Origin of the sequence: Escherichia sp. E2661, assembly GCF_004745185.1 — a bacterium.
Lineage (GTDB): Bacteria > Pseudomonadota > Gammaproteobacteria > Enterobacterales > Enterobacteriaceae > Escherichia.
Genome location: NZ_PDIG01000028.1, coordinates 105,561 through 132,473, shown reverse-complemented (window position 1 = coordinate 132,473; position 26,913 = coordinate 105,561). Strand labels below are relative to the sequence as shown.

At 51.1% G+C, this 26,913-nt stretch carries 17 protein-coding genes and 5 pseudogenes; 9 read left to right on the top strand and 13 right to left on the bottom strand.

Translation table 11 applies throughout. From position 1 onward, the window contains the following. Positions 1 to 249: 249 nt before the first annotated feature. Together cysI and cysJ are read right to left on the bottom strand one after the other, a co-directional pair. Positions 250 to 1,962 carry an assimilatory sulfite reductase (NADPH) hemoprotein subunit gene (cysI, locus tag CRI63_RS14785; protein ID WP_135403770.1) on the bottom strand — a complete coding sequence of 571 codons (1,713 nt, stop codon included), beginning with the start codon at positions 1,960 to 1,962 and terminating at the stop codon, positions 250 to 252. Next, positions 1,962 to 3,761 carry an NADPH-dependent assimilatory sulfite reductase flavoprotein subunit gene (gene cysJ / locus CRI63_RS14780; RefSeq protein ID WP_135519959.1) on the bottom strand — a complete coding sequence of 600 codons (1,800 nt, stop codon included), beginning with the start codon at positions 3,759 to 3,761 and terminating at the stop codon, positions 1,962 to 1,964. The genes cysI and cysJ overlap by 1 nt, the downstream gene beginning before the upstream one ends. A 315-nt stretch (positions 3,762 to 4,076) precedes the next feature. Here cysJ and queD point away from each other — a divergent pair, with 315 nt between their 5' ends. The 4 genes and pseudogenes from queD (at position 4,077) to CRI63_RS14760 (ending at position 6,638) form a co-directional block, all read left to right on the top strand. Beyond that, on the top strand, positions 4,077 to 4,442 hold the full coding sequence (queD, locus tag CRI63_RS14775; RefSeq protein ID WP_016159619.1) for a 6-carboxytetrahydropterin synthase QueD: 366 nt from the start codon (positions 4,077 to 4,079) through the stop codon (positions 4,440 to 4,442). A gap of 77 nt (positions 4,443 to 4,519) precedes the next feature. Then, positions 4,520 to 5,793, top strand: a pseudogene (locus tag CRI63_RS14770) (FAD-dependent oxidoreductase). Continuing rightward, positions 5,784 to 6,046, top strand: a pseudogene (locus CRI63_RS14765) (ferredoxin family protein). Before CRI63_RS14770 ends, CRI63_RS14765 begins: the two co-directional pseudogenes overlap by 10 nt. A gap of 16 nt (positions 6,047 to 6,062) precedes the next feature. Further along, on the top strand, positions 6,063 to 6,638 hold the full coding sequence (locus CRI63_RS14760) for a glycerol-3-phosphate responsive antiterminator (protein ID WP_130214505.1): 576 nt from the start codon (positions 6,063 to 6,065) through the stop codon (positions 6,636 to 6,638). Positions 6,639 to 6,783: 145 nt separating this feature from the next. On the opposite strand, the gene CRI63_RS14755 is transcribed toward CRI63_RS14760, so the two are convergent. The 5 genes from CRI63_RS14755 to CRI63_RS14735 form a co-directional block, all read right to left on the bottom strand. Then, positions 6,784 to 7,644 (bottom strand): electron transfer flavoprotein subunit alpha/FixB family protein, encoded by an 861-nt coding sequence (locus CRI63_RS14755; protein WP_135519957.1) that lies wholly within the window; start codon positions 7,642 to 7,644, stop codon positions 6,784 to 6,786. Further along, positions 7,641 to 8,420, bottom strand: coding sequence for an electron transfer flavoprotein subunit beta/FixA family protein (locus CRI63_RS14750; protein ID WP_135519955.1), 780 nt, complete (start codon positions 8,418 to 8,420; stop codon positions 7,641 to 7,643). Before CRI63_RS14750 ends, CRI63_RS14755 begins: the two co-directional genes overlap by 4 nt. Continuing rightward, positions 8,398 to 9,807 carry an MFS transporter gene (locus tag CRI63_RS14745; protein ID WP_167852313.1) on the bottom strand — a complete coding sequence of 470 codons (1,410 nt, stop codon included), beginning with the start codon at positions 9,805 to 9,807 and terminating at the stop codon, positions 8,398 to 8,400. Before CRI63_RS14745 ends, CRI63_RS14750 begins: the two co-directional genes overlap by 23 nt. 21 nt (positions 9,808 to 9,828) lie before the next feature. After that, positions 9,829 to 11,283: an FAD-binding oxidoreductase gene (locus tag CRI63_RS14740; protein ID WP_000059295.1), complete on the bottom strand. Its 1,455-nt coding sequence runs from the start codon at positions 11,281 to 11,283 to the stop codon at positions 9,829 to 9,831. A gap of 69 nt (positions 11,284 to 11,352) precedes the next feature. Then, a complete protein-coding gene (locus CRI63_RS14735) occupies positions 11,353 to 12,138 on the bottom strand; it encodes an SDR family oxidoreductase (RefSeq protein ID WP_000021321.1) in 786 nt (261 codons plus the stop codon). A gap of 320 nt (positions 12,139 to 12,458) precedes the next feature. On the opposite strand from CRI63_RS14735, the pseudogene CRI63_RS14730 reads away from it, so the two are divergent. Beyond that, positions 12,459 to 13,734, top strand: a pseudogene (locus CRI63_RS14730) (MFS transporter). 26 nt (positions 13,735 to 13,760) lie between these two features. Beyond that, a complete protein-coding gene (locus CRI63_RS14725; RefSeq protein WP_135519951.1) occupies positions 13,761 to 15,239 on the top strand; it encodes an FGGY-family carbohydrate kinase in 1,479 nt (492 codons plus the stop codon). A gap of 596 nt (positions 15,240 to 15,835) precedes the next feature. On the opposite strand, the gene queE is transcribed toward CRI63_RS14725, so the two are convergent. Next, positions 15,836 to 16,507, bottom strand: coding sequence for a 7-carboxy-7-deazaguanine synthase QueE (gene queE / locus CRI63_RS14720; protein WP_001600409.1), 672 nt, complete (start codon positions 16,505 to 16,507; stop codon positions 15,836 to 15,838). 172 nt (positions 16,508 to 16,679) lie between these two features. On the opposite strand from queE, the gene CRI63_RS14715 reads away from it, so the two are divergent. The 3 genes and pseudogenes from CRI63_RS14715 (at position 16,680) to CRI63_RS14705 (ending at position 19,122) form a co-directional block, all read left to right on the top strand. Continuing rightward, positions 16,680 to 17,282, top strand: a complete 603-nt coding sequence (locus CRI63_RS14715) for a LemA family protein (RefSeq protein ID WP_135519949.1) — start codon at positions 16,680 to 16,682, stop codon at positions 17,280 to 17,282. Positions 17,283 to 17,295: 13 nt separating this feature from the next. Continuing rightward, positions 17,296 to 17,967 (top strand): annotated as a pseudogene (locus tag CRI63_RS14710) (YgcG family protein); the annotation flags it as partial. Positions 17,968 to 18,200: 233 nt separating this feature from the next. Continuing rightward, positions 18,201 to 19,122: pseudogene (locus CRI63_RS14705) on the top strand (YgcG family protein). 59 nt (positions 19,123 to 19,181) lie between these two features. Here CRI63_RS14705 and eno read toward each other — a convergent pair. The 5 genes from eno to rlmD form a co-directional block, all read right to left on the bottom strand. Then, positions 19,182 to 20,480 (bottom strand): phosphopyruvate hydratase, encoded by a 1,299-nt coding sequence (eno, locus tag CRI63_RS14700; protein ID WP_064528183.1) that lies wholly within the window; start codon positions 20,478 to 20,480, stop codon positions 19,182 to 19,184. 87 nt (positions 20,481 to 20,567) lie between these two features. Continuing rightward, a complete protein-coding gene (gene pyrG, locus CRI63_RS14695; RefSeq protein WP_130207680.1) occupies positions 20,568 to 22,205 on the bottom strand; it encodes a CTP synthase (glutamine hydrolyzing) in 1,638 nt (545 codons plus the stop codon). Positions 22,206 to 22,432: 227 nt separating this feature from the next. After that, positions 22,433 to 23,224 carry a nucleoside triphosphate pyrophosphohydrolase gene (gene mazG, locus CRI63_RS14690; protein WP_001071648.1) on the bottom strand — a complete coding sequence of 264 codons (792 nt, stop codon included), beginning with the start codon at positions 23,222 to 23,224 and terminating at the stop codon, positions 22,433 to 22,435. Between the two features lie 95 nt (positions 23,225 to 23,319). Next, positions 23,320 to 25,554: a GTP diphosphokinase gene (relA, locus tag CRI63_RS14685; RefSeq protein WP_135519945.1), complete on the bottom strand. Its 2,235-nt coding sequence runs from the start codon at positions 25,552 to 25,554 to the stop codon at positions 23,320 to 23,322. A gap of 47 nt (positions 25,555 to 25,601) precedes the next feature. Next, complete coding sequence (rlmD, locus tag CRI63_RS14680) at positions 25,602 to 26,903, bottom strand: 23S rRNA (uracil(1939)-C(5))-methyltransferase RlmD (RefSeq protein ID WP_135519943.1); 1,302 nt, start codon at positions 26,901 to 26,903, stop codon at positions 25,602 to 25,604. Positions 26,904 to 26,913 lie beyond the last annotated feature (10 nt).

The window sequence follows — 26,913 nt, the reverse complement described above, 5'->3', positions numbered from 1 at the left end:
GCTGTCGCGTCTTATCAGGCTACAAACCGGGCTGAACCGTAGGCCGGATAAGGCATTTACGCCGCATCCGGCAAAGGTGCCAATTTGCCTGGTGCGACGCTGGCGCGTCTTATCAGGCCTACAAAACCGGGCTAAACCGTAGGCCGGATAAGGCGTTTACGCCGCATCCGGCAAAGGTGCCAACTTGCCTGATGCGACGCTGTCGCGTCTTATCAGGCCTACAAGACCGGGCAGAAGCGGCAATTCATGTTAATCCCACAGATCCCGCGCCGGGTCGAGCACCGGGCGAATGATGCCCGCACGCACCGTAAAGTCGCCGAAGCCTTCACCCGCTTCACGCTCTTTCGCCCAGCGCCCTATCAGTTCATCAAGCGACGCCAGGATTTCCGGCTCGGTGATGTTTTCTTTATACATCCGTGGGATACGTGTCCCCATGCGGTTGCCGCCAAGATGCAGGTTGTAGCGACCCGGCGCTTTACCCACCAGACCCACTTCCGCCAGCATCGCGCGACCACAACCGTTCGGGCAGCCTGTTACACGCATTACAATATGCTCATCGCTGACACCATGTTTCGCCATTAAATTATCGATGTTGTCGATAAACGACGGCAGGAAACGCTCCGCTTCCGCCATCGCCAGCGGGCAAGTCGGGAATGACACGCAGGCCATTGAGTTTTCACGCTGCGGCGTGACGGCATTCATTAACCCGCTCTCTTTGGCGATCTTCTCGATCTTCGCTTTCTCGCTTTCCGGTACACCCGCGATGATCAGATTCTGGTTCGCCGTAATGCGGAAATCGCCTTTGTGGATCTTCGCGATCTCCAGCAGGCCAGTTTTCAGCGGACGCCCCGGATAATCAAGGATGCGTCCATTTTCGATAAACAGCGTCAGGTGCCAGTTATCATCAATACCTTTAACCCAGCCAATACGATCGCCGCGTCCGGTAAACTCATACGGACGAATCGGTTCAAATTTGATCCCCGCGCGACGTTCCACTTCCGCTTTAAACGTCTCAACCCCCACGCGCTCCAGCGTGTATTTGGTTTTGGCATTTTTACGATCGGTTCGGTTACCCCAGTCACGCTGAGTTGTCACGACGGCTTCCGCCACCGCCAGCGTATGCTCCAGCGGCAGATAGCCAAACTCGCTCGCCGTGCGGGCGTAGGTTTTCTTGTTGCCGTGTTCGATAGAAAGCCCACCGCCCACCAGCAGGTTGAAGCCCACCAGTTTACCGTTTTCCGCTATCGCCACGAAGTTCATGTCGTTGGCGTGCAGATCGATATCGTTCTGCGGCGGGATCACTACCGTGGTTTTGAACTTACGCGGCAGGTAAGTCTGACCGAGGATCGGTTCTTCATCAGTGGTGGCGACTTTCTCCTGATCGAGCCAGATCTCCGCGTAAGCGCGAGTACGCGGCAGCAGATGTTCAGAAATTTTCTTCGCCCATTCATACGCTTCCGCATGCAGTTGCGACTCGAACGGGTTCGAGGTGCACAGCACGTTACGATTCATGTCGTTGGCGGTGGCTAACGCATCCAGACCGACCGAGTGCAGCATCTGGTGTGCAGGTTTGACGTTCTTTTTCAGAATACCGTGGAACTGGAACGTCTGACGGTTGGTCAGACGGATGCTACCGTAAATGGTGTTTTCCACCGCAAATTTGTCGATCGCCTGCCACTGTTTGGTGGTAATAACGCCTCCCGGCAAGCGACAGCGGAGCATCATGGCGTGACGCGGTTCCAGCTTCTGTTCAGCACGTTCGGCGCGAATGTCACGGTCATCCTGCTGATACATACCGTGGAAACGGATCAGCAGAAAGTTATCGCCCTTAAACCCACCGGTCAGGCCGTCATTTAAATCTTCAGCAATCGTGCCGCGCAGATAGTTGCTTTCAAGCTTCATGCGCTCGGCGTCTGCCAGTTTACCTTCGACCACTAAAGGCCCTGGATGTTTTTCGCTCATTAGTAGACATCTCGCTGATAACGGCGCTCTACGCGCAGCTCACTTAAAAATTCATCCGCCGCTTCGGTGTCCATGCCACCAAATTCGGCAATCACTTCCAGAAGTGCCTGTTCAACGTCTTTCGCCATGCGATTAGCGTCGCCGCAGACATAAATGTGGGCACCGTCATTGATCCAGCGCCACAGCTCCGCGCCCTGTTCGCGCAGTTTGTCTTGTACGTAAACTTTTTCTTTTTGATCGCGCGACCAGGCGAGATCGATGCGCGTCAGCACGCCTTCTTTCACGTAACGCTGCCATTCCACCTGGTAGAGGAAATCTTCCGTAAAGTGCGGGTTGCCAAAGAACAACCAGTTTTTACCCGGCGCTTCGTCGGCGGCACGTTGCTGCATAAAGGCGCGGAACGGCGCAATACCGGTACCTGGGCCAATCATAATCACCGGGGTTTCCGGGTTAGCGGGCAGGCGGAAGTTGTCGTTATGTTCGATAAAGACGCGGACTTCGCCCTCTTCTTCCACGCGGTCCGCGAGGAAGCTGGAGGCACCACCGGCACGGGCGCGGCCTTCCACGTCGTAACGCACCACGCCAACGGTGACGTGTACTTCGTTCTCGACTTCCGCCTGCGAGGAGGCGATGGAATAGAGGCGTGGGGTCAGCGGGCGCAGCAGATTAATCAGCGCTTCGGCATCCAGCTGTGCCGGAGAGAAACGCACCATGTCAACAATCGGCGTGGTCGCGGCGTAATGCTGCAACTTCGCTTTATCGCCCACCAGCGGCAGCAGCGTTTCGCTGCGCGTTAAGGTAGCGTAGTTCTCAACGATATTGGCGGTGTTAACCGTCAGTTCGAAGTGCCACTGTAGCGCCTCGTTCAACGGCAGGGTTTTGCCCTCAACGGTGACAGGTTCATCGCCTTTCAGCCACAGCAGTTCGACAAGTTCTTTCACCAGTGCCGGATCGTTCTGATACCAGACGCCCAGCGCATCGCCCGGCTGGTAACGCAGGCCCGAGTCACCTAAGTCAATTTCGATATGGCGAACGTCTTTTTCAGAGTTACGTCCGGTAATTTTCTGGTTAACCAAAAGGCTCGCCACCAGTGGCGCGTCTTTGCTGTACGGGCTGGTGTGGATATCATTTACCGCGCCAGTAGCGACGGATTGTGAAGGTGCTGCGACAGGCGCGCGCGATTTAAGCGCATCAACCACGCGGGCGCGCCACTCGCTGGCAGCGGCCTGGTATTCAACGTCGGCATCGACACGGTCGAGCAGGCGTTCACCGCCCAGTTCCGCCAGCTTGCTGTCAAAATCTTTCCCGGACTGGCAGAAAAATTCATAAGAGCTATCGCCGAGGCTAAACACGGCAAATGCGGTGTTTTCCAGCTTCGGCGCTTTTTTGGAGAACAGAAACTTATGCAGCGCGACGGCTTCTTCCGGCGGTTCCCCTTCTCCTTGCGTTGACGTCACTACGATGAGCAGTTTTTCGCTGGCGATTTGTTTGAATTTATAGTCGCCCGCGTTCACCAGCTTAACGTTCAGTTTTACCGCTAATAAGTCATCGCGTAACGCTTCGGCGACCCGACGCGCATTGCCGGTTTGCGAAGCGGAGATAATAGTAATACCCGGCATTTCTGCGGCGGGCGCTGGCGTCGCTGCAAGCGTAGCAGGCTGCTGATTGAGCACGCCCCAGAAATAGCCAGAAACCCAGGCAAGCTGGGCGGGCGTTAAATCGGTCGTGGCCGCCTGAAGGCGTGCCAGTTGCTCCGGGTTCAACGGAAGCAACGCGGAAGGTGGGACCTGTGTCGTCATGCGTCGTTATGTTCCAGTAAGCAAAGCTGTTTATCGGCCCTGTCAGCGCCCATAAAACAGAAGAGAAGGTAAGGTTAACGGCGCGAAGGGGGTGGATTAAAGACGGGATAGCGATAACTAATAACCAAATCGACTAACCTGTTTTAGCAATAGTCTTTAACAACAAAATAGATTTATTAACTCAATGAAAAATAAATAAATATCGACCGCAATTAAGTTAAATCGGTCATTTTGCGCAACAAACCCGTTTTTAGTAATGCGAAAAAACAGGCTTTCCGGTACTCTACGGCGGTTTTATCGTCCTTTAGAGAAATTATGATGTCCACCACGTTATTTAAAGATTTCACCTTCGAAGCCGCTCACCGTCTGCCGCACGTCCCACAGGGACATAAGTGCGGGCGCTTACACGGGCATTCTTTTATGGTGCGCCTGGAAATCACAGGGGAAGTCGATCCGCATACGGGCTGGATTATCGATTTCGCTGAACTGAAAGCGGCGTTTAAACCGACCTACGATCGCCTCGACCACTATTACCTCAATGATATACCCGGTCTGGAAAACCCAACCAGCGAAGTTTTAGCAAAATGGATTTGGGATCAAGTTAAACCCGTTGTACCGCTATTAAGTGCGGTGATGGTGAAAGAAACCTGCACTGCAGGCTGTATCTATCGCGGCGAATGATAAGAGTGTGTCGGCGGTCAATTTCCCTTAAGTAACGCTATGTTAGGGTGTTGCGCTCAGGATATCTGGAGCACACCATGGAAGATGACTGCGACATTATTATCATCGGTGCGGGTATAGCAGGCACCGCTTGTGCTTTACGCTGCGCGCGGGCAGGTTTGTCCGTTCTGTTACTGGAACGCGCTGAAATTCCCGGCAGTAAAAACCTTTCCGGCGGGCGTTTATATACCCATGCGCTCGCTGAACTCCTCCCTCAGTTTCACCTGACCGCGCCTCTTGAACGACGCATCACCCACGAAAGCCTTTCTCTGTTAACGCCCGATGGCGCAACGACGTTTTCCAGCTTACAGCCCGGCGGTGAATCCTGGAGTGTATTACGTGCGCGATTCGATCCGTGGCTGGTTGCCGAAGCCGAAAAAGAAGGTGTCGAGTGTATCCCTGGTGCGACGGTGGATGCGCTGTATGAAGAAAACGGCAGAGTGTGTGGCGTTATCTGTGGTGACGATATTCTCCGCGCCCGTTATGTCGTCCTGGCAGAAGGTGCCAATAGCCTCCTGGCAGAACGCCATGGATTAGTTACCCGCCCTGCTGGCGAATCAATGGCGTTAGGAATCAAAGAAGTGCTGTCGCTGGAAACATCCGCTATTGAAGAACGTTTTCATCTGGAGAATAACGAAGGCGCAGCGTTGCTGTTCAGCGGCGGAATCTGTGATGACTTTCCCGGCGGCGCATTTCTTTATACTAATCAACAAACGCTCTCGTTAGGGATTGTTTGCCCGCTCTCTTCCCTTACGCAAAGTCGTGTTCCGGCAAGTGAGCTGCTGGCTCGCTTTAAAACGCATCCAGCAGTGCCGCCCGCTTAATCAAAAACACGGAATCGCTGGAGTATGGCGCGCATCTGGTGCCAGAAGGTGGCCTGCACAGTATGCCGGTGCAATACGCCGGTAACGGCTGGCTGCTGGTGGGCGATGCGTTACGCAGTTGCGTCAATACCGGAATTTCCGTACGCGGCATGGATATGGCGCTGACTGGCGCACAGGCGGCGGCACAAACGCTGATAAGCGCCTGCCAGCACCGCGAGCCGCAAAATCTGTTTCCGCTTTATCATCAAAACATAGAACGCAGTCAGCTGTGGGATGTTCTACAACGTTATCAGCATGTTCCGGCGCTTTTGCAACGCCCAGGATGGTACCGTGCGTGGCCTGCGTTAATGCAGGATATTTCCCGTGATTTATGGGATCAGGGTGATAAACCTGTTCCGCCGCTGCGCCAGTTACTCTGGCGTCATTTACGTCGTCACGGCTTGTGGCATCTGGCGGGCGATGTTATCAGGAGTCTGCGATGTCTGTAGCCCGTAATCTCTGGCGCGTTGCTGATGCGCCGCACATTGTTCCGGCTGACTCCGTTGAGCGTCAGACGGCAGAACGGTTGATTAACGCCTGTCCGGCAGGTCTTTTTTTTCGCTCACACCAGAAGGTGACTTATGTATTAATTATCGCAGTTGCCTTGAGTGCGGAACCTGCCGTTTGCTGTGCGACGAAAAAACACTACAACAGTGGCGCTATCCACCTTCCGGATTCGGCATCACCTACCGCTTTGGATAAATAACAAGGATAATTTATGTCCCTCTTACACCTGCTCCGCCAGAATCCGGTGATTGCTGCCGTTAAAGACAATGCCAGCCTGCAACTGGCAATCGACTCTGAATGCCGGTTTATTTCCGTGTTGTACGGCAATATCTGCACCATCAGTCATATCGTCAAAAAGATTAAAAATGCCGGGAAATATGCTTTTATTCATGTTGATTTGCTGGAAGGCGCATCGAACAAAGAAGTGGTGATTCAGTTTCTGAAACTGGTGACCGAAGCGGACGGCATTATCAGCACGAAAGCATCGATGCTGAAAGCGGCAAGAGCGGAAGGTTTTTTCTGTATTCATCGCCTGTTTATTGTCGATTCGATTTCGTTTCACAACATTGATAAGCAGGTTGCGCAATCGAACCCAGATTGTATTGAGATCCTCCCAGGCTGCATGCCCAAAGTGCTGGGCTGGGTGACGGAGAAAATCCGCCAACCGCTGATTGCTGGCGGGCTGGTGTGCGATGAAGAAGATGCGCGTAATGCGATTAACGCGGGTGTCGTGGCGCTTTCCACCACGAATACCGGGGTCTGGACGTTAGCGAAAAAATTGCTTTGACGGGATAACCCTAACGAATTGAATTTGTGTGATTTGTAGGCTGCACGCCAAATCTGGCATTCAGCGCCTGATGCGACGCTTGACGCGTCTTATCAGGCCTACAGTCCCGAGCCCGGAACCCGCCCACGCCGCATCCGGCTGTACGTTATTGGCAATCTGCGTGAATGTTTGTCACCAGTGCCTCCAGCACGGCTTTCCAGTCATCTACCACGCCAACATCTGCCTGCGAAAATACCGCCGCGCTGGCGTCATGATTAATCGCCACCACAAACTTACTATTACGTACGCCCGCCATTAACGCTGCCGCACCGGATGCGCCCGCCACAATGCAAACATCTGGCGCCAACAAATGCCCGGAAATACCAATGACCTTTTCGGCTTCAAAGCCACCGTTCATCACTCGCGCCCGACTGTAGCCCACTTCTGCCCCCAGCTTTTCAGCCAGCGTAGCGATGTCATGGCTATCTGCCTCGCCGCCCTGCCCCACTACCAGTACTCGTCTGGCCTCAGCTAATGGGTCACGGGTAACATTTTTCAGGTTTTCTATGTTAACCAGCCACTCGGGAAGCGCTCCGGGAACAATATTCAGTTGTTGCATACCAGAGGGCAACGTGACGTTTTTCGCCGCTCCAACCTGGCGAGCCAGGGAAAGACATAGCGGGCGTTTTTCTGTTTGCAGCGTCGCCGTTAGCGCATTTCCCCAGTGGGATTTGCGCACGCTTGCGGTCGGTATATCTAATGAAATCACCTGGCAGACACAGGCTCCATGTAAACGCCAGGCCAGCCGGGTCGACAGTTCATCACCAAACGTTCCCGGCGGAAAGAGAACAACGTCCACAGGCGTTCGCTGCCACTGTTCTACCAGCGCATCCAGCACCTGTTCCGCGACCATCGGCTGCGGCTCGATTTGCCAGTGCGTTAGTGTGCTGCCGCTGAAATCCTGCTCCACCAGCCAGCCCGCCATTGCGGCATTTTCCTGATTTATTGTCACAATTGCGATATTCATGGCTGCATCCTTTGGCGTAAATAGTCCTGCCATAGCTTTTGCGCTTTTTCTGCTACCGTTTGCCCATCAATCAGCGTCGCTCTGCGTCGTTGCTCTGGCCTTGCCAGTTGCAGACACTGCATCGCTGGCGATTCAGCAGCAACAGTTTTGCGGATAATTTCCGCTTTCCCCGCCGCCATACGTTGGCGCATTCCCGGTACTGGCAAGGCCACTTCACCGCACTGGCGCACGGCAATCACCACAGGTAAGCGGGCACGACAACAGCGCACCCCATTTTCAGTACGCTGTTCGAGGGTGATAAACGGCGCGTCGAGTGTGAAACGCTCCACCTGGGTGAAACAAGGCCAGCCCAGCATTTCCGCCAGCAAAAATGGCGTTTGTCCGTTTTGCCCTTCACTGCTTTGGCAGCCGGTAATGATCAGATCCAGCGGATTCTGGTACTGCCATTCGGCAATATGGCGAGCGACAAATTCCGGCGCAAAGCGCAGATCTGCCGCCGTCTCCAGCAATACAGCTTCCTCAAACCCAAGAGCCATGAGATAGCGCAGCCAGTGCAACGCCCGTTCATCCCCCATGCTCAACGCGGTTAAAGTCATCGGCATGCCATTTTTTCTCTGCGCCAACAGCAGCGCGGCAGCGGCCTGTTCATCAGCACCGAGTAAACTTCGCAGTAGCGAAACATCCGGTCCGCTATTACCCTGAGCCGCCGCCAGCCACTCTTTTTCCGCCAGCATCCCGGCATCCGGTTCGGCTTTAAACGCTAACAGTATGTTCATTCGCACCTCCTACATTTCCCGCCGCCACCAGCGGGAGGGCTTTAGTTTCTGGTGCCCATAGCCAGGTCACGACAAAACCAACTAACAACACTGCCGCCAGGATCAATAAGGTAACTCGCATTCCCCACTGCGCCAGAATCCACGGCAGCAGACCAGTACTTACCGCCGCCCCCAACCGACTCATGGCGGTGGCAAAACCGACGCCCAGCGAGCGAATGTCAGTAGGAAAACTTTCCGCAGGCAAAATGCCCACCAGATTACTGACTGCCGAAATGGTGGTGCTGAAGAGAACAAAAAGCAGCAGCGTTAATGAACTGCCGGAAGGCAAACAGGCCATCACTACCAGCGTTGCCGCCAGCAGCAAAAAACTTCCCAGCAAAAATTTGCGATGTGCCAGCAGGTGCGTCAGAACTAATCCCAGCAGCGCGCCAACAATTAACAACGCATTAAGCATCAGACTGGCGGTCAGCGCATCTTCCAGACCAATAGTCTGGGCAATGGTCGGCAGCCAGGTATAAATCACAAACCACGGGATCACGAGGCAGACAAAGAAGACGCTGTTAAACGCCGTGCGCCGCCAGTAGCGCGAAGAGAACAAGGTTTTGATGTGTTTATGGGTCGCCGTTGCCACTTCATCGCCCAGTAAAACATGGGGACCAAAATAGCGATGCACGATAGCGTGAGCTTCTGCAAAACGCCCCTGTCGCAGTAGCCAGCGTGGCGATTCTGGCGTTCCCCAGCGTAATAACGTAATCAACAACGCGGGCAGAGCTGCCGATGCCAGCAGCCAGCGCCAGGCTTCCGGGTTTTCGGAAATAAAGTGATGTCCGGCAATACTTGCCAGCACATAGCCTACGGTCCACACCACGCTGAATGCGCCCAGCAAAATACCGCGATGGCGGCGCGGGGAAAATTCAGCCAGCAAGGTGTGACCGACTGAGTAATCGCCTCCCAGACCAATGCCAATCAAAATGCGCAGTCCAATAAGATGCTCTGGCGTGGTGGCGAAAAATTGTAAAAACGAAGCAAGCGTAATCAGCAAAAAGCTGAAGGTGAAGATTTTTTGTCGCCCAATATGGTCGGAGATCCAGCCCAGCACCAGGCTGCCAAGAAACAAACCAAGGAGTGCTGAGCCGCCAATCATTCCCGCCATAAACGGCGTCAGTTGCATGGCTGGAGTAAGCTGAATAATGGCGTAACCAATGACGCCGAGAACATAACCGTCGGTCAGGTGTGCGCCGAAAGTGAGCGCAGCAATGCGGCAGTGAAAACGGTTAAGCGGTAAATCATCCATTCGCACCGGTGAAGTGTTCATCTTTACCCCTTCATTGTCCGGTAATAAGAACGGCTTCTCGCCTGAGAAGCCGAAAAGGCAACGCCCCGTCATCGCGGAACGCTGCCTGACACATTATTTTTCAATCGGATAGATAGTACCCGTATTCATAATGCCGTTAGGATCGAACTGCTTTTTCAGCCCTTCCAGCAACGCCCATGCACTGCCGTGTTCCAGCTTGCTCCAGTGAACACGATGTTTACCAATACCGTGGTGGTGCACCATCGAACCGCCGAGGCGAATGGTTTCTTCGCAGATGATTTTGTTGAGCGGATTGTGGTACTTGTCGATTTCCTCTTCCGGCTTACAGTCAACGACGTTGTAGTCGTAGACGAAGTACATGTTGGTGCCGTTCTGATAGCTATGAGAGGAATGACCGCCCAGCATGGTGATGTCGTCGGCGTGTGGGAACTCGGTACGAATACGGTTAATAACGCTTTCGTAGATTTCGTGGATGCAGCTCCAGCAGCCGGACACTTCAGTGGTAAAGCCCATGTTGCCGGTTTTGAGGATCTGCACACGTTCGGCAGCCACTTTATCCGGTCCCCAGTTCAGGTGATTAAACCAGGTTTCGATCAGTTTGCTGTCCACGCGCTGGCATTGCGGGTAGCGGGCAACGATTTCCGCAATCCCTTCGCCCGTCGCCTTCGCAATGCGAGGGTTACCTTCAGCCATAAAGATCAGCACACATTTTCCGTCGGCAAAATGGGTGAAGTGTTGGGTGCCATCTTCGGCGTCATACAAACGAGCGATCGACGGACGATACCCTTCCACCATGATTTCACGCAGGATGTTGAAGCCGGTTTTCATGTCTTCCAGGATATAGCCGTAGAAGAGGTTGTTTTCTGGGGTGAATTTAAAGATTTTCACTGTTACTTCAGTGATATAGCACAATGCACCTTCGTTGCCGATGATGATATGACGAATGTCCGGGCCAGCCGCGCGACGTGGCACGTTTTTAATGCGTGTGACGGTACCATCTGCCAGTACCGCTTCCAGACCAACGACCATATCTTCGATTGCGCCGTAGAGTGTGGAGAACTGCCCGATACTGCGGGTTGCTACCAGGCCGCCCATCTGCGCCAGCGGCTTTGACTGCGGAGAATGCCCCGTGGTGTAACCTTTTTCACGCAACGCATTTTCCAGCACCTCCAGCGGAACGCCACATTGCGCCGTCGCCTGCATATTCTCAATATCAATATTAATGATTTGATTCATGGCGGAGCCGTCGAGCACCACCGAGTTTTCCACAACGGTTTCCAGCCCACCTTCAGTGGCGGAAGCGCCGGTACGCGGCACACCGTTAATTTTGTGCGCATTCATAAAATTCAGCACACGGGAGACTTGTTCTGTGGAACCGAGTTTTACGACCGCTGCCGGAATCGGCAAAGTATAAATGCCATGAATATCCGGAAATTTACGAAAACGGTCAATACTGTTTTTCTTTAATACTGTTTCATCGGTAATTACGCGATCTGCACCAACAATTTCCTTTAGCTGGTCGACAATCGCTGCGCGAGATAAAGACATAGTAATTCCTTCCTGATAATAAAAATGGAATAATCATTAATAAGAGAAAACAGAAACCACCGTTATGGATTAGCGCACTAAATAACCGCCATCAACCACTAATAAATGTCCGTTGACATAATTCGATGCCGGACTTGCGAGGAATACGGCTGCGCCCATTAAATCCTGAGTATCGCCCCAACGGTTTGCCGGAATATGATCAAGAACGCGCTGGTTAGTTTCTGGATTACTACGGGTCGCCAGAGTGATATCGGTAGCGTAATATCCCGGGGCAATACCATTCACCTGAATATTATATTGACCTAATTCATCGCAATAGGCTTTGGTGAATCCGGCAAGAGCATGTTTAGTGGCAGAATAAGCAGGTGACCATTGTCCACCTAAGTAAGAGAACAATGAACAGATATTAATAATTTTACCGCTTTTCTGCGGGATCATAATTTTTGCCGCTTCGTAGCTTAACTCGAATGCGGCGGTCAGGTTCACATCAATCATTGGATCCCAGTCGGCACGACCGAAATCCAGCACCTTATTCAGCTTACAAATACCGGCATTGTTAACCAGAATATCGACGGTACCGAAGCGCTCACAGCAGGCAGCGATAATCTTCTGCGGTGCGCCTTCTGCGGTGATATCCACCTGCATGAAGTCCACTTCAACACCCTGTTTTTCAATCATTTCCTTTGTTTCGCCGTTATCTTTGACAAAACTTGGAATAAAAATATTTGCGCCAGCTTTGGCCAACGCCATTGCAAATGCCTGACCTAAACCGCTATTCCCGCCGGTAACAATTGCTGTTTTACCTTTCAGGGAGAAAAAATCCATTGAGAACGCATTGAGAGATTCGATTGACATAGTTAGCTCCAATTTCCGTAAGGCAAAAAAAAAAGAAAGGTAACTTCCCCCGCCGAGAGGGAAGTTACCTTTCTCATTATCTCTGGTAACTGGAGATAATTTTTAGCATAAGGGCATAACTGCTAATGTGATCGTAATCACAGAGTGATGTTCGTATTATCAAATAGTTTTAAAAAGCAGAAGCGTGATTACTCTCACACAACACCTTTTCTTTCCATGTTATTTCTTATTGCAATTACTAGAGAGCTGAGAAAAGTAATCCACCTGAAAGGGCGGCTTACTTTTCTCTTTTTTTTGTCTATTACAAATGGGAATACGATATGCAACACAACTCATATCGCCGTTGGATAACCCTCGCGATAATTAGTTTTAGCGGCGGAGTTAGTTTTGACCTGGCTTATTTACGTTATATTTATCAAATTCCCATGGCGAAATTTATGGGATTCAGCAATACCGAGATAGGTTTAATAATGAGTACATTTGGTATTGCGGCCATTATTCTTTATGCCCCCAGCGGCGTTATTGCCGATAAATTTTCACACCGCAAAATGATTACTTCCGCGATGATCATTACCGGATTGCTGGGCCTGATAATGGCAACATATCCACCACTGTGGGTAATGCTCTGTATTCAGGTCGCCTTTGCGATAACCACTATTTTAATGCTGTGGTCGGTGTCGATTAAAGCCGCCTCATTGCTGGGCGATCATAGTGAGCAAGGGAAAATTATGGGCTGGATGGAAGGGCTGCGCGGCGTCGGTGTAATGTCGCTGGCGGTGTTTACCATGTGGGTCTTTTCTCGCTTTGCACCGGATGACAGCGCCAGCCTGAAAACGGTCATTATCATCTATAGTGTGGTTTACATCTTGTTGGGGATTCTGTGCTGGTTTTTGTTAGCGATAACAACAACCTGCGCAGTGCCAATAACGAAGAAAAACAATCATTCCAGCTTAGCGACATCCTGGCCGTTTTGCGCATCAGCACCACCTGGTATTGCAGCATGGTGATTTTGGTGTCTTCACCATCTACGCCATTCTGAGTTACTCCACCAACTATCTGACCGAAATGTATGGTATGTCGCTGGTGGCGGCGAGCTACATGGGGATTGTGATCAACAAAATCTTCCGCGCACTGTGCGGCCCACTTGGCGGCATTATCACCACCTACAGTAAAGTGAAATCCCCTACCCGCGTGATTCAAATCCTTTCCATCATCGGCCTGCTGGCACTGACAGCCCTGCTTGTTACCAACTCTAACCCGCAATCGGTCGCGATGGGGATTGGCCTGATTTTACTGCTGGGATTCACCTGCTACGCCTCACGTGGACTGTACTGGGCCTGCCCCGGCGAAGCGAGAACACCGTCTTACATTATGGGTACCACGGTAGGTATTTGTTCGGTGATTGGATTCCTGCCGGATGTCTTCGTTTACCCGATTATCGGCCACTGGCAGGACACCCTGCCCGCAGCAGAAGCCTACCGCAACATGTGGCTGATGGGCATGGCGGCACTCGGCATGGTGATCGTCTTTACCTTTTTGCTGTTCCAAAAAATTCGTACTGCTGATAGCGCCCCCGCAATGGCTAGCAGCAAGTAAGCCAGGAAAATTACAGGAGAAAAATCATGTCGAAAAAATACATCATAGGGATTGATGGCGGAAGTCAGAGCACAAAAGTGGTGATGTACGATCTGGAAGGTAACGTGGTGTGCGAAGGCAAAGGCTTATTGCAGCCGATGCACACGCCGGATGCCGATACCGCAGAACATCCTGACGACGATTTATGGGCATCATTATGTTTTGCAGGTCACGATTTAATGAGCCAGTTTGCCGGGAATAAAGAAGATATTGTTGGCATCGGCCTGGGCTCCATCCGTTGCTGTCGTGCGTTGTTGAAAGCCGATGGCACGCCTGCTGCGCCGTTGATTAGCTGGCAGGATGCACGCGTTACACGCCCTTACGAACACACGAATCCTGACGTGGCGTATGTCACCTCTTTTTCCGGTTATCTGACGCATCGCTTAACCGGCGAATTTAAAGACAATATCGCCAACTATTTTGGTCAGTGGCCGGTGGATTATAAGACCTGGGCATGGAGCGAAGATGCTGCGGTAATAGAGAAGTTTAATATTCCCCGCCAGATGCTGTTTGATGTGCAAATGCCAGGCACTGTTCTTGGGCATATCACACCACAAGCCGCGCTGGCGACGCATTTCCCGGCAGGACTGCCGGTTGTTTGTACCACCAGTGATAAACCGGTAGAAGCTCTGGGAGCCGGATTACTGGATGATGAAACGGCAGTAATTTCTCTTGGCACTTACATCGCATTGATGATGAACGGTAAAGCACTGCCGAAAGATCCGGTAGCGTACTGGCCGATTATGTCTTCTATTCCGGAAACATTGCTGTATGAAGGTTACGGTATCCGCAAAGGCATGTGGACAGTGAGCTGGCTGCGCGACATGTTAGGCGAGTCGTTAATTCAGGATGCCAAAGCACAGGATCTTTCACCGGAAGATTTGCTCAACAAAAAAGCTTCTTGTGTGCCGCCTGGCTGTAATGGCCTGATGACGGTGCTGGACTGGCTGACCAATCCGTGGGAACCGTACAAACGCGGGATTATGATCGGTTTTGATTCCAGCATGGATTACGCATGGATATACCGTTCAATACTGGAAAGCGTGGCGCTGACGCTGAAGAACAATTACGACAATATGTGTAATGAAATGAATCACTTTGCCAAACATGTGATCATTACTGGCGGCGGTTCGAACAGCGATCTGTTTATGCAAATTTTTGCCGACGTGTTCAACCTTCCGGCACGCCGTAACGCCATTAACGGTTGTGCAAGCCTGGGGGCAGCGATTAATACGGCGGTAGGTCTGGGGTTGTATCCGGATTACGCAACGGCTGTCGACAAAATGGTTCGCGTGAAAGATATCTTTATGCCTGTTGAGGGCAATGCCAAACGCTACGACGCGATGAATAAAGGCATTTTCAAAGATTTAACCAAACACACTGATGTGATTCTGAAAAAATCGTATGAAGTGATGCATGGTGAATTGGGGAATGCGGATTCGATCCAGAGCTGGTCGAATGCGTAAGTGAGGAAGGCCGGGCGGGAAACTGCCCGGCCTGAACATACCTGAATGGTTGTCCCCGCTGACGCGGGGAACTCGCCAGCTCCTGGTCATCCAAGGCATCAAGCATCGGTTTATCCCCGCTAGCGCGGGGAACTCCTTACTTTACGCTTAACTGTAGTTAGCAATGCCGGTTTATCCCCGCTGGCGCGGGGAACTCGTAGCGTCAATCCCGCCGATTATGGGACGGCACGGTTTATCCCCGCTCGCGCGGGGAACTCTCTAAACATAACCTATTATTAATTAATGATTTTTTAAGCCAGTCACAATCTACCAACTTTACAGTATCACACAAACAACACATCCATTATGTTAAAGAGCACTTAATCCGTTGATTGAAAAGGTAAATATTTAAAATAACTCTATACAAACTAAAATCTACCAAACTCCGACGTAATAATTTTCACCCCAGAGAAAAATTAACGCCACAGAATTTGTAGAGAATGACAATGATTAGTCCGGAATGGGCAAAATGGATGAGTTTTCAGAGGCGACAAAAAATATAAATGGGTGGAAGTATTTACAGGTTCCACCCATTTATAACGCTTATAAATGTTTAATCAGGCAATATTTAAATATTTATGTGTTTGCATGGACAAACGCCAGTTGCGCGCAATGCAGGTATCGATACATAAACGCGTAGCATCTTCCTTTTGGCTAATCGGCTGCAGTGCAATGACTCGCGGTTTATCATCGGTCAGCGTCGCAAGCAATTCATCCAGTGCTTCGATATCACGTACGCGTCCAACTGGGTGTTTGATTTCGTTAGCTCGCTCCAGGGCTTGCGACAATACTTCATAACCGCCACGCATATTTAGCTTTGGCGACACGGTGACCCAGGTATTCGGCGTACAACGCACTTCATGAGTACCGCTGGTTTCTATCTGGCAACTGAAACCGTTCTTTTCGAGCAGGTCAGTTAGTGGCATCAAGTCATGAATACAAGGTTCACCCCCCGTAATCACCACGTGACGCGCGGTGTATCCCTGACGACCGATGACTGCGAGCAAGTCTTCACTGCTTGCTGCTCCCCACTTATCACTCTCTTTCGTTTTACCCAGAATGCTGAAAAGGGAAACTTCCCGATCCTCAAGCTTTTCCCATGTGTGTTTGGTGTCGCACCAGGCACAGCCGACCGGGCATCCCTGTAAACGAATAAAAATGGCGGGGACGCCGGTAAAGTAACCCTCACCTTGCAGGGTCTGGAACATCTCGTTAATCGGGTACTGCATAGCATTCTCTGTAAAGTGGATAATTGTTAATTATTGCAGATCTCGCCGCAATATTCATGCTTTATTAACATTCTGTTACAGGCAGGTTTAAGGTAAAAAGTGAATCAGATCATTAAGAATAAAATGAAGCGGCGTATTATGTTTTAAAGGATCAAATAAAAGGGATTTAAACATGTTTAGAATATTCATCGTATTTATATTTATTTTCAATTTATCAGGTTGCGGTTATAACGATATTCAAACCTATGATGAGCAGGTTAATGCCTCCTGGTCAGAAGTACTGAATCAGTATCAACGTCGCGCCGATCTTATTCCTAATCTTGTCGCAAGTATTAAAGGTTATTCCAGCCATGAAAAAGAGGTACTGGAGGCCGTTACATTAGCTCGTAGTCAAGCTAATCGTGCCAGCAGCGATCTTCTGCAAGCTCCGGGAGATGAGCAAAAATTACAAGCCTGGCAACAAGCTCAGGCGCAGGTAACTCGCACTCTCGGGCAGTTAACGATTATTAGTGAACGTTATCCTGAATTAAAGGCTCAGGAACTCTATCAAAATTTAATGGTACAACTCGAAGGAAGCGAAAATCGAATTGCTGTCGCGCGAGGAAGATATATTAAAGCCATTGAACAATATAATGTCACTATCCGCAAATTTCCCGCAGTGTTAACCGCAAAGGTCATGGATTACACACCAAAGAAAAATTATTTGCCGGATGATGTCGCCGCAGTAAGCAAAGCCCCAACAATAGATTTTAGCCAGAATGCGAGTGCTCATTAGGCGAGTTAATTATATGAAAAATTTTATCTTACTTCTTGTTCTGGTCTGTTCATCTGCGTTTGCAGTACAAGTTCCAGTACCTGAATCACCTAAATATATGAATGATTTAACAGGGACATTAACCAGAGGGGAAGTAAGTACTCTGACCAGCCAGATTAAAGCCCTGACGCAAAAAGAACAGACGCAGCTTGTGGTATTGGTGGTTGAAACCACAGGCGAAGAAACCATCGAGCAATATGCAACACGTGTGTTCGAGAGTTGGCAGCCCGGCCATAAAGGTCGTGATGACGGTATTTTACTGGTAGTTGCCTGGCAAGATCATACCGTTCATATTGAAATCGGTTACGGGCTTGAGGGTATTCTGACGGATGCACAGTCCGGGCAAATTATTCGCAACAGTATTATTCCCGCGTTTAAAAAAGGCGACCTTACTGGCGGCTTGCAACAGGGTATCAGTGATATTGAAACCCGACTATCAGGAAATGATTTAGTTAATAACACATCGCCCGATCACCCTTTGCCCTTTAGCGGTTGGTGGGCTTTGTTAGTCTGGGCGATAGTACTGACGTTTATTTCTGCCAGAGGATATATCAAAACGCTGGGAGTGATTTGCTTTGCTGCCATAATACTGGCCTTTGTACTTCCCATCGCTGGATATAGCGGGAGCTGGGGAGTTCTTGCCACATTATTATGTTTCGCCACACCGTTCCTGGTCGTAGCTATCGCTTTCACACCTTACGGCAGAAAGGTGCGTGATTCAATGCGTAATGCCAACCGACCGTCACGTTACGAAAGAAGCAACTCGGCCTCCTGGCATTCTTCATCATCGTCGTCATCTTCCTCTTCATCGTCTTTCGACAATGACAATTTCAGCGGTGGCGGCGGTTCATCTGGTGGCGGTGGCGCTTCCGGGCGCTGGTGATCGTAATGCGCTTAATCTTTATTTTACTCGCTTTGTGGTGCCTTCCGGTGCTTGCCCAGCAAATTGCTGTGCCGGAGCTGCGCCACCAGGTGACCGATATTACTGGTACGTTAAGCTCGTCTGAACAACAATCACTGACACAGCAGCTGCAGGATATTACACAAAAAACACGAGCCCAGGTCGCCGTATTAATTGTGCCATCCACCGGGGACGATACCATTGAACAATATGCAACTCGCGTTTTTTGATAGCTGGAAACTGGGGGATGAGCGGCGTGACGATGGTATTCTGATCCTGGTCGCCTGGGAAGATCGTAAAGTTCGCATTGAAGTGGGCTACGGGCTGGAAGGGGTGGTTACCGACCTGCAAGCGGCGAAGATTATCCGTGATATATTAATCCCTGCTTTCAAAAGTGATGACCTTATGGGTGGGTTAACACTGGCAAGCGAAAATATTGGCGCACTTCTGCTGAATGGTGAATTACCGGAAAACAGGGGGAATTACTACAGTATCAATCCCCCTATTCCATTATCGCTTGCTGTAATTATATTACTGGCGGTGCTTTCATATTTTATTGTTTTTACCGATCCGTCAAATCTCCCCTGGATAGCACTCACTGGCGCAATTTACGGGATGGTATTCCTCTATGTTGCAGAGCCAGGACCATGGACGAATTTAATCGTTGCCTGCGGCATGTTAACGCCTTTTGCGATCGTAGTGCTGCTTATCTTTTGGCTTATCGTTAGTAAAAAACTACGCGCCAGATATAAGAAACTCGGTAAAGAAAGAACTTCAAGAAAAGGTTCTTCGTCATCCTCTTCCGGTGGCGGCTCAAGTGGTGGTGGGTTTAGCGGCGGCGGCGGATTTAGCGGAGGTGGCGGTTCTTCTGGCGGTGGCGGCGCGTCCGGCCGCTGGTAACTCGACCATAAAAAATGCCAGCCCGAAGGCTGGCATTTTTAAATCAGATAAAGTCAGACTTATGCCTGGCCTTTGATCTCTTTACGACCGTTGTACGGTGCTTTTTCGCCCAGAGCTTCTTCAATACGAATCAGCTGGTTGTATTTAGCAACACGGTCAGAACGGCTCATAGAACCAGTTTTGATCTGGCCTGCAGCAGTACCAACAGCCAGGTCAGCGATGGTAGCGTCTTCAGTTTCGCCAGAACGGTGAGAGATCACTGCAGTGTAGCCAGCGTCTTTCGCCATCTTGATTGCAGCCAGAGTTTCGGTCAGAGAACCGATCTGGTTGAATTTGATCAGGATGGAGTTAGCGATGCCTTTTTCGATACCTTCTTTCAGGATCTTGGTGTTGGTTACGAACAGGTCGTCACCAACCAGCTGGATTTTGTCGCCCAGAACTTTGGTCTGGTATGCGAAACCGTCCCAGTCAGATTCGTCCAGACCGTCTTCGATGGAAACGATCGGGTACTGTTTGGTCAGTTCTTCCAGGAAGTGAGTGAATTCTTCAGAGGTGAACGCTTTGTTGCCTTCGCCAGCCAGAACGTATTTACCGTCTTTGTAGAATTCAGAAGCTGCGCAGTCCATCGCCAGAGTGATGTCTTTGCCCAGTTCATAACCAGCAGCTTTAACAGCTTCAGCGATAACAGCCAGAGCTTCAGCGTTGGAACCCAGGTTCGGCGCATAGCCACCTTCGTCACCAACTGCAGTGTTCATGCCTTTCGCTTTCAGAACTTTTGCCAGGTGATGGAAAACTTCAGAACCCATGCGGATGGCTTCTTTCACAGTTTTTGCGCCAACCGGCTGAATCATGAATTCCTGGATATCAACGTTGTTGTCAGCGTGCTCACCACCGTTGATGATGTTCATCATCGGAACCGGCATAGAGTATTTGCCCGGAGTGCCGTTCAGTTCAGCGATGTGCTCGTACAGCGGCATACCTTTAGCAGCAGCAGCAGCTTTGGCGTTAGCCAGAGATACAGCCAGGATTGCGTTCGCGCCGAAGTTAGATTTGTTTTCGGTGCCGTCCAGGTCGATCATGATCTTGTCAATGCCAGCCTGATCTTTGGCATCTTTGCCAATCAGCGCCTGAGCGATCGGGCCGTTAACCGCAGCAACAGCTTTGGTTACGCCTTTGCCCAGGAAACGGGATTTGTCGCCATCGCGCAGTTCCAGAGCTTCACGGGAACCAGTAGAAGCACCTGACGGAGCAGCTGCCATACCGACGAAACCACCCTCCAGATGTACTTCGGCTTCAACAGTCGGGTTACCACGGGAGTCGATGATTTCACGACCGATGATTTTTACGATTTTGGACATTAGGTTTTCCTCAAGTCACTAGTTAAACTGAAACTCCAGACAAACAACGCGTACCCAGGGTACGCGTTGCCGTTCTAACTTTTTTACTTACTTCGCCTGACGTTTCTGGAACTCGCTGGCGGCTTTTACAAAGCCAGCAAACAGCGGGTGTCCATCACGTGGAGTAGAAGTAAACTCCGGATGGAACTGACAAGCCACGAACCACGGGTGATTCGGAACTTCGATGATCTCGACCAACTGATCATCCCCGGAACGGCCCGCAACGCGCAGACCTGCATCTTCAATCTGTTTCAGCAGCATGTTGTTGACTTCGTAGCGGTGACGATGACGCTCAACAATTGTCGGCGCATTGTACAGCTGGCGAACCAGGCTATTGTCAACCAGCTGGCACTGTTGTGCGCCGAGACGCATGGTGCCGCCGAGATCGCTCTTCTCGCTACGAACTTCAACGTTGCCGTTTTCATCGCGCCACTCGGTAATCAGCGCCACAACCGGGTACTTACAGTCTGGCACAAATTCCGTAGAGTTGGCGTTCTCCATGTTGGCAACATGGCGAGCGTAATCAATTAACGCCACCTGCATACCCAGGCAAATGCCCAGATAAGGAATATTGTTCTCACGCGCAAAGCGCGCGGTAGTAATCATGCCTTCTACGCCACGATAGCCGAAACCGCCAGGTACGAGGATCGCGTCCAGACCTTTAAGGATTTCAACACCGCGCGTTTCAACATCTTGTGAATCGATCAGTTTGATGTTGACGCTGACACGATTCTTCAGCCCACCGTGTTTCAGTGCTTCGATCACGGATTTGTAAGCGTCCGGCAGTTCAATGTACTTGCCGACCATACCGATAGTGACTTCACTCACCGGATTCGCTTCTTCGAAGATAACCTGTTCCCATTCGGACAGATTCGCTTCCGGGCAGTTTAAGCTGAATCGTTTACAAATATAATCGTCCAGCCCCTGAGATTTCAACAGGCCCGGAATTTTATAGATGGAATCGACGTCTTTCAGAGAAATAACCGCTTTTTCCGGAACATTACAGAACAATGCAATCTTCGCACGTTCGTTAGCCGGAACGGCGCGATCTGAACGACAAATCAGGATGTCAGGCTGGATACCGATGGAGAGCAGCTCTTTTACAGAGTGCTGGGTCGGTTTGGTTTTGACTTCACCAGACGCTGCCATGTACGGCACCAGCGTCAGGTGCATAAACAGAGTGTGCTCACGGCCAATTTCAACAGCCAACTGGCGAATCGCTTCGAGGAACGGCAGGGATTCGATGTCACCTACGGTACCGCCGATTTCGACCAGAACCACGTCGTGGCCTTCACCACCTGCAAGAACGCGTTCTTTGATAGCGTTAGTGATGTGTGGAATAACCTGTACGGTTGCGCCGAGGTAGTCACCGCGGCGTTCTTTACGCAGAACGTCTGAGTAGATACGACCCGTGGTGAAGTTGTTGCGGCGGCTCATTTTGGTACGAATGAAACGCTCGTAGTGACCCAGGTCCAGGTCGGTTTCAGCGCCGTCTTCAGTAACGAACACTTCCCCGTGTTGGATTGGGCTCATAGTACCTGGATCGACGTTAATGTACGGATCCAGTTTCATGATGGTCACATTGAGGCCACGGGCTTCAAGAATGGCTGCGAGGGAGGCTGCGGCAATGCCTTTACCCAGAGAGGATACGACCCCGCCGGTCACAAAAATATAGTTCGTTGTCATGCTGAACCTGAGAAGTTAGGTTGAAAAGACGATGGAATAACCAGGACGGGAAAGCAGTATACCCGAACATGACCTGTGCCACAAACTTTCATTATCCCTCCTCTTCGCCAGCGCACTATTGAAATCAGGAGTGAGAAAATAGCCCCTTTGGGGTAAATGTTTTTGACGCAAATCAAGCGCTTGTCATTTAAAAAATGACACAAATGGCGCTTGACCGCGTAATTCCCTTAGAGATCAATTTCCTGCCGTTTTACCTGTTGCCAGACTTCTTCCATTGTTTCGAGGTCAACACCTGTCATTTCCAGTCCACGCGCGGCAACAATACGCTCCACTTCGCGAAAACGACGCTCGAATTTTTCATTCGCTTTTTGCAATGCGATTTCTGCTTTCGTCCCTAAATGGCGAGCCAGATTAACCGTTGCAAACAGCAGGTCGCCCATTTCCTCCTCCAGTTTAGCCTGGTCGACAACAGCCTGCCGCGCCTCGTACATCACCTCGTCGATCTCTTCGTAGACTTTATCGACTACCGGGCCAAGCGTCGTCCAGTCGAAACCAACGTTGGCGCAACGTTTCTGGATTTTTTGCGCACGCATTAAAGCCGGTAAACTACGAGGAATATCATCCAGCGCCGAATGCTGTGCTTTCTGCGCGCGCTCTTCAGTTTTGATTTGCTCCCAACGGGCGAGCACTTCACTACTGTTTTCGGCAGAACTGTCAGCAAAAACATGCGGATGGCGACGCTCTAATTTATCGCTGATCGCAGCACAAATATCATTAAAGTCAAAGCGCCCTTCTTCCTGGGCCATTTGCGCGTAAAACACCACCTGGAACAACAGATCGCCGAGTTCACCGCGCAGATCGTCAAAGTCTTCGCGGGCGATGGCGTCCAGCACTTCGTAGGTTTCTTCAAGGGTGTAAGGCGCAATGGTGGCAAATGTCTGCTCTTTATCCCACGGGCAGCCGTTTTCCGGGTCGCGCAGGCGCTGCATGATGGTGAGCAAACGGTCGATTTGATTCATTAGAATGTCCTGAAAATTGCGGGTCTGTCAGGTGTAATACCTTCGAGTAAAAGATATCGCTGGATACGGCTGACGCCATATCCAGCTATGTAAGACTAACTCCCGTGCAGTCGACGCGCGTCGATAACATCCGGCACCTGGTTGAGTTTACCCAGCACGCGGCCCAGCACTTGCAGGTTATAAATCTCAATGGTCATGTCGATGGTTGCCAGTTGCTGTTTGGTGTCGCTACGGCTGGCAACGCCAAGCACGTTCACTTTCTCATTGGCGAGAATGGTCGTGATATCACGTAACAACCCACTACGATCATTAGCCAGCACGCGGACCACCAGCGAATATCCGGCGGAGTAGCTCTCGCCCCATACAGCATCAACAATGCGTTCTGGCGCATGGGAGCGCAGTTCCGCCAGTTGTTCGCAATCGGCGCGGTGTACTGAAATACCGCGCCCCTGGGTTATGAAGCCGACAATCTCATCCCCAGGAATCGGCTGGCAGCAACGCGCGATGTGGTGCATCAGGTTGCCAACACCTTCGACTACCACGCGACCGTTATCTTTACTGCGGTTTTGCGGTGTGTAGCTTTTTNGCTGAAGCTGTTTCAGCGCGGCGGCGTCCTGCTCTTCGGCACTCGGCTTATTAAATTGCGATTGCAGGAAGTTCACCATCTGATTGAGACGGATATCCCCGCCACCAATCGCCGCCAGCAACTCGTCGACATCATTGAAGTTGTAACGCGGCAGCAGGTGTTTTTCTGCTTCTTTCAGGCTGATCCCAAGATGTTCCAGCTCGTCATCAAGGATTTGTCGTCCAGCCAGAATGTTTTTGTCACGATCCTGTTTACGGAACCAGGCATGAATTTTCGAACGCCCACGGCTGGTTGTGACATAGCCCAGGTTTGGGTTTAACCAGTCACGGCTGGGATTGGGCTGTTTCTGGGTGATAATTTCAATCTGGTCACCCATCTGTAACTGGTAGGTGAATGGCACAATCCGCCCGCCAATTTTTGCCCCGATGCAGCGGTGTCCGACATCGCTGTGGATGTGATAAGCGAAGTCCAGCGGCGTTGATCCCGCAGGTAAATCAACAACATCCCCTTTCGGCGTAAAGACGTATACCCGGTCGTCAAACACCTGACTGCGTACTTCGTCGAGCATTTCACCGGAGTCGGCCATCTCTTCCTGCCACGCAATCAGTTTACGCAGCCAGGCAATCCGGTCTTCATGTCCTGAACGCGCCCCGCCAGCTGCCGCACCTTCTTTATATTTCCAGTGCGCAGCAACACCCAACTCTGCATCTTCATGCATCTGTTTGGTGCGGATTTGGATCTCAACGGTTTTGCCACCCGGCCCCAGTACCACAGTATGAATAGACTGATAGCCGTTTGGTTTCGGATTTGCGACGTAATCATCAAATTCATCCGGCAAGTGGCGATAGTGAGTGTGCACTATCCCCAGCGCGGCGTAGCAGTCTTGTAAACGCTCGGCAACAATACGTACTGCACGGACATCAAACAGCTCATCGAAGGCGAGGTTCTTTTTCTGCATTTTGCGCCAGATGCTGTAGATGTGTTTCGGACGACCATACACTTCAGCTTTAACGCCTTCAGCTTTCATCTCAGCGCGCAGATGACCGACAAACTCTTCGATATAGTGTTCGCGGTCGAGACGGCGTTCATGCAGCAGTTTTGCGATGCGCTTGTATTCGGTCGGATGGAGATAACGGAAGCAGTAATCTTCCAGTTCCCATTTCAGTTGCCCGATCCCGAGACGGTTCGCCAGCGGCGCGTAAATATTGGTGCACTCTTTTGCTGCAAGTACGCGTTCATCTTCTGGCGCGTCTTTCACTTCGCGCAGATGGGCAATTCGCTCCGCCAGTTTGATGACCACGCAACGGAAGTCATCGACCATCGCCAGCAACATCCGGCGAACGTTATCGACCTGTTCGGAGGAAACAGAATCGGTGTGTGTGGCTTTAAGCTGGCGGATTGCCGCCATATCGCGCACACCGTGAATAAGATTAACGACCGACTTACCGACGCTCTCGCGCAGTACGTCTTCGCTGACTACGTTGGCATCGGCCAGAGGGAACAGTAGCGCCGCCCGCAGCGTGTCAATGTCCATACTTAATGTCGAGAGGATCTCCACCATCTCGACACCACGCCACAACAGCAAACTGGCATCCGGATGCCCCTGCGTCTGCTGCAGACAATACGCCCAGGTTTCGGCTAAGCACTCACACGACTTCTGGCTGGCAATCCCCAGACTTGCGATCCATTTGTCCGGATCAAATTCACCAGCCTTATTGATATGTGCACTTCTTACCGCAACCATTGTCCTCTCCTTTAGGGACCTGACCTGCCGAAATCAGCAAATCGTAACTATTTAACGCGCGAAAAAAGCACCATCGATTCCAGATGCCCCGTGTGTGGGAACATATCCAGCATCGCCAGTCGCGCAATGGTATATCCTGCTTTTAATAACGCCTCGCTATCCCGAGCCAGCGTCGCAGGGTTACAGGATACATAAACTATACGAATGGGTTCCAGTTTTATAATTTGCTGCATGACGCCAGCAGCACCTGCTCGCGCCGGGTCCAGCAACACTTTGTCAAAGCCGTTTTTAGCCCACGGCTGCTTTGTGACATCATCTTCAAGATTTTCATGATAAAACGTCACATTTTGTAAACCATTAAGTCGCGCATTTTCCTGACCTTTCTCCACCAGCGCCGCAACACCTTCTACCCCTACCACGCTAGCCGCTCGTGTCGCTAATGGCAGTGTGAAATTGCCCATACCGCAGAACAGATCAAGCACGCAGTCTTCAGCCTGCACATCCAACCACTCCAGCGCGCGTGCCACCATTTTCTGGTTCACACCCGCGTTGACCTGAATAAAATCACGCGGGCTAAAAGTTAAACGCAACCCGTTTGAGTCATACCAGGGCATCTCGCCAGAGACGGTTTCGAGTATCTCACTATCGGGGGCGAGAAACAGATCCAGGCCTTCAGAATGCGAAAAGCGTTCCAGTTTTTCACGATCAGCCGAACTTAGCGGTGCGGTATGGCGTAAAATCATCAGCGTGCCGCTGGTTGCCTGCACCAGTTCAACGTGACCAAGATGGCGCATGGCTTGTAAGCTGCCAAGGCATGCCCTGACTTTGGGCAGCAATGCTTCAAGTTGGGGCGCTAAAATGGGGCATTGCTTAACATCGACAATGTCACTGGAACCCGCTTTGCGAAATCCCATCTGTAATTGTTGTGTTTTCGGCTGATAGTTCAGGCTTAAGCGCGCGCGGCGACGGTACCCCCAGGGAACATCGGCGATCACTTCAGAGACGTCGTGCTTCATTAACCGGGCGAGCGCCGCACTTTTGCTTCGCTGCTGTAGTTCGATGCTGGCGTGTTGTTGCTGACAGCCGCCGCATACGCCAAAATGAGGGCAGCGTGGCGTTTCGCGTTCCGGGCTGTCGCTTAGCCTGCGCACGACTTTAGCGCGGGAATACTGTTTTTTATCTTCAGTAACAGTAACTTCCGCGTCTTCCTGCGGCAATAGCCCGGGGATAAATAACGCTTTTCCGTTATGTCGTGCCACGCCCTGACCAAAAGAGTCGAGGTCGTTGACTGAAACGGTTATGATCTGACGCGTCGTCACGCGTCGTTTTGCAGAGTAGAATTGCGCCATTGGCGAGACT

Excerpts from the sequence above, each read along its gene's own strand:
- cysI (WP_135403770.1), bottom strand. The coding sequence starts at position 1,962 with ATGAGCGAAAAACATCCAGGGCCTTTAGTGGTCGAAGGTAAACTGGCA.
- cysJ (WP_135519959.1), bottom strand. The coding sequence starts at position 3,761 with ATGACGACACAGGTCCCACCTTCCGCGTTGCTTCCGTTGAACCCGGAG.
- queD (WP_016159619.1), top strand. The coding sequence starts at position 4,077 with ATGATGTCCACCACGTTATTTAAAGATTTCACCTTCGAAGCCGCTCAC.
- CRI63_RS14760 (WP_130214505.1), top strand. The coding sequence starts at position 6,063 with ATGTCCCTCTTACACCTGCTCCGCCAGAATCCGGTGATTGCTGCCGTT.
- CRI63_RS14755 (WP_135519957.1), bottom strand. The coding sequence starts at position 7,644 with ATGAATATCGCAATTGTGACAATAAATCAGGAAAATGCCGCAATGGCG.
- CRI63_RS14750 (WP_135519955.1), bottom strand. The coding sequence starts at position 8,420 with ATGAACATACTGTTAGCGTTTAAAGCCGAACCGGATGCCGGGATGCTG.
- CRI63_RS14745 (WP_167852313.1), bottom strand. The coding sequence starts at position 9,807 with ATGACGGGGCGTTGCCTTTTCGGCTTCTCAGGCGAGAAGCCGTTCTTA.
- CRI63_RS14740 (WP_000059295.1), bottom strand. The coding sequence starts at position 11,283 with ATGTCTTTATCTCGCGCAGCGATTGTCGACCAGCTAAAGGAAATTGTT.
- CRI63_RS14735 (WP_000021321.1), bottom strand. The coding sequence starts at position 12,138 with ATGTCAATCGAATCTCTCAATGCGTTCTCAATGGATTTTTTCTCCCTG.
- CRI63_RS14725 (WP_135519951.1), top strand. The coding sequence starts at position 13,761 with ATGTCGAAAAAATACATCATAGGGATTGATGGCGGAAGTCAGAGCACA.
- queE (WP_001600409.1), bottom strand. The coding sequence starts at position 16,507 with ATGCAGTACCCGATTAACGAGATGTTCCAGACCCTGCAAGGTGAGGGT.
- CRI63_RS14715 (WP_135519949.1), top strand. The coding sequence starts at position 16,680 with ATGTTTAGAATATTCATCGTATTTATATTTATTTTCAATTTATCAGGT.
- eno (WP_064528183.1), bottom strand. The coding sequence starts at position 20,480 with ATGTCCAAAATCGTAAAAATCATCGGTCGTGAAATCATCGACTCCCGT.
- pyrG (WP_130207680.1), bottom strand. The coding sequence starts at position 22,205 with ATGACAACGAACTATATTTTTGTGACCGGCGGGGTCGTATCCTCTCTG.
- mazG (WP_001071648.1), bottom strand. The coding sequence starts at position 23,224 with ATGAATCAAATCGACCGTTTGCTCACCATCATGCAGCGCCTGCGCGAC.
- rlmD (WP_135519943.1), bottom strand. The coding sequence starts at position 26,903 with ATGGCGCAATTCTACTCTGCAAAACGACGCGTGACGACGCGTCAGATC.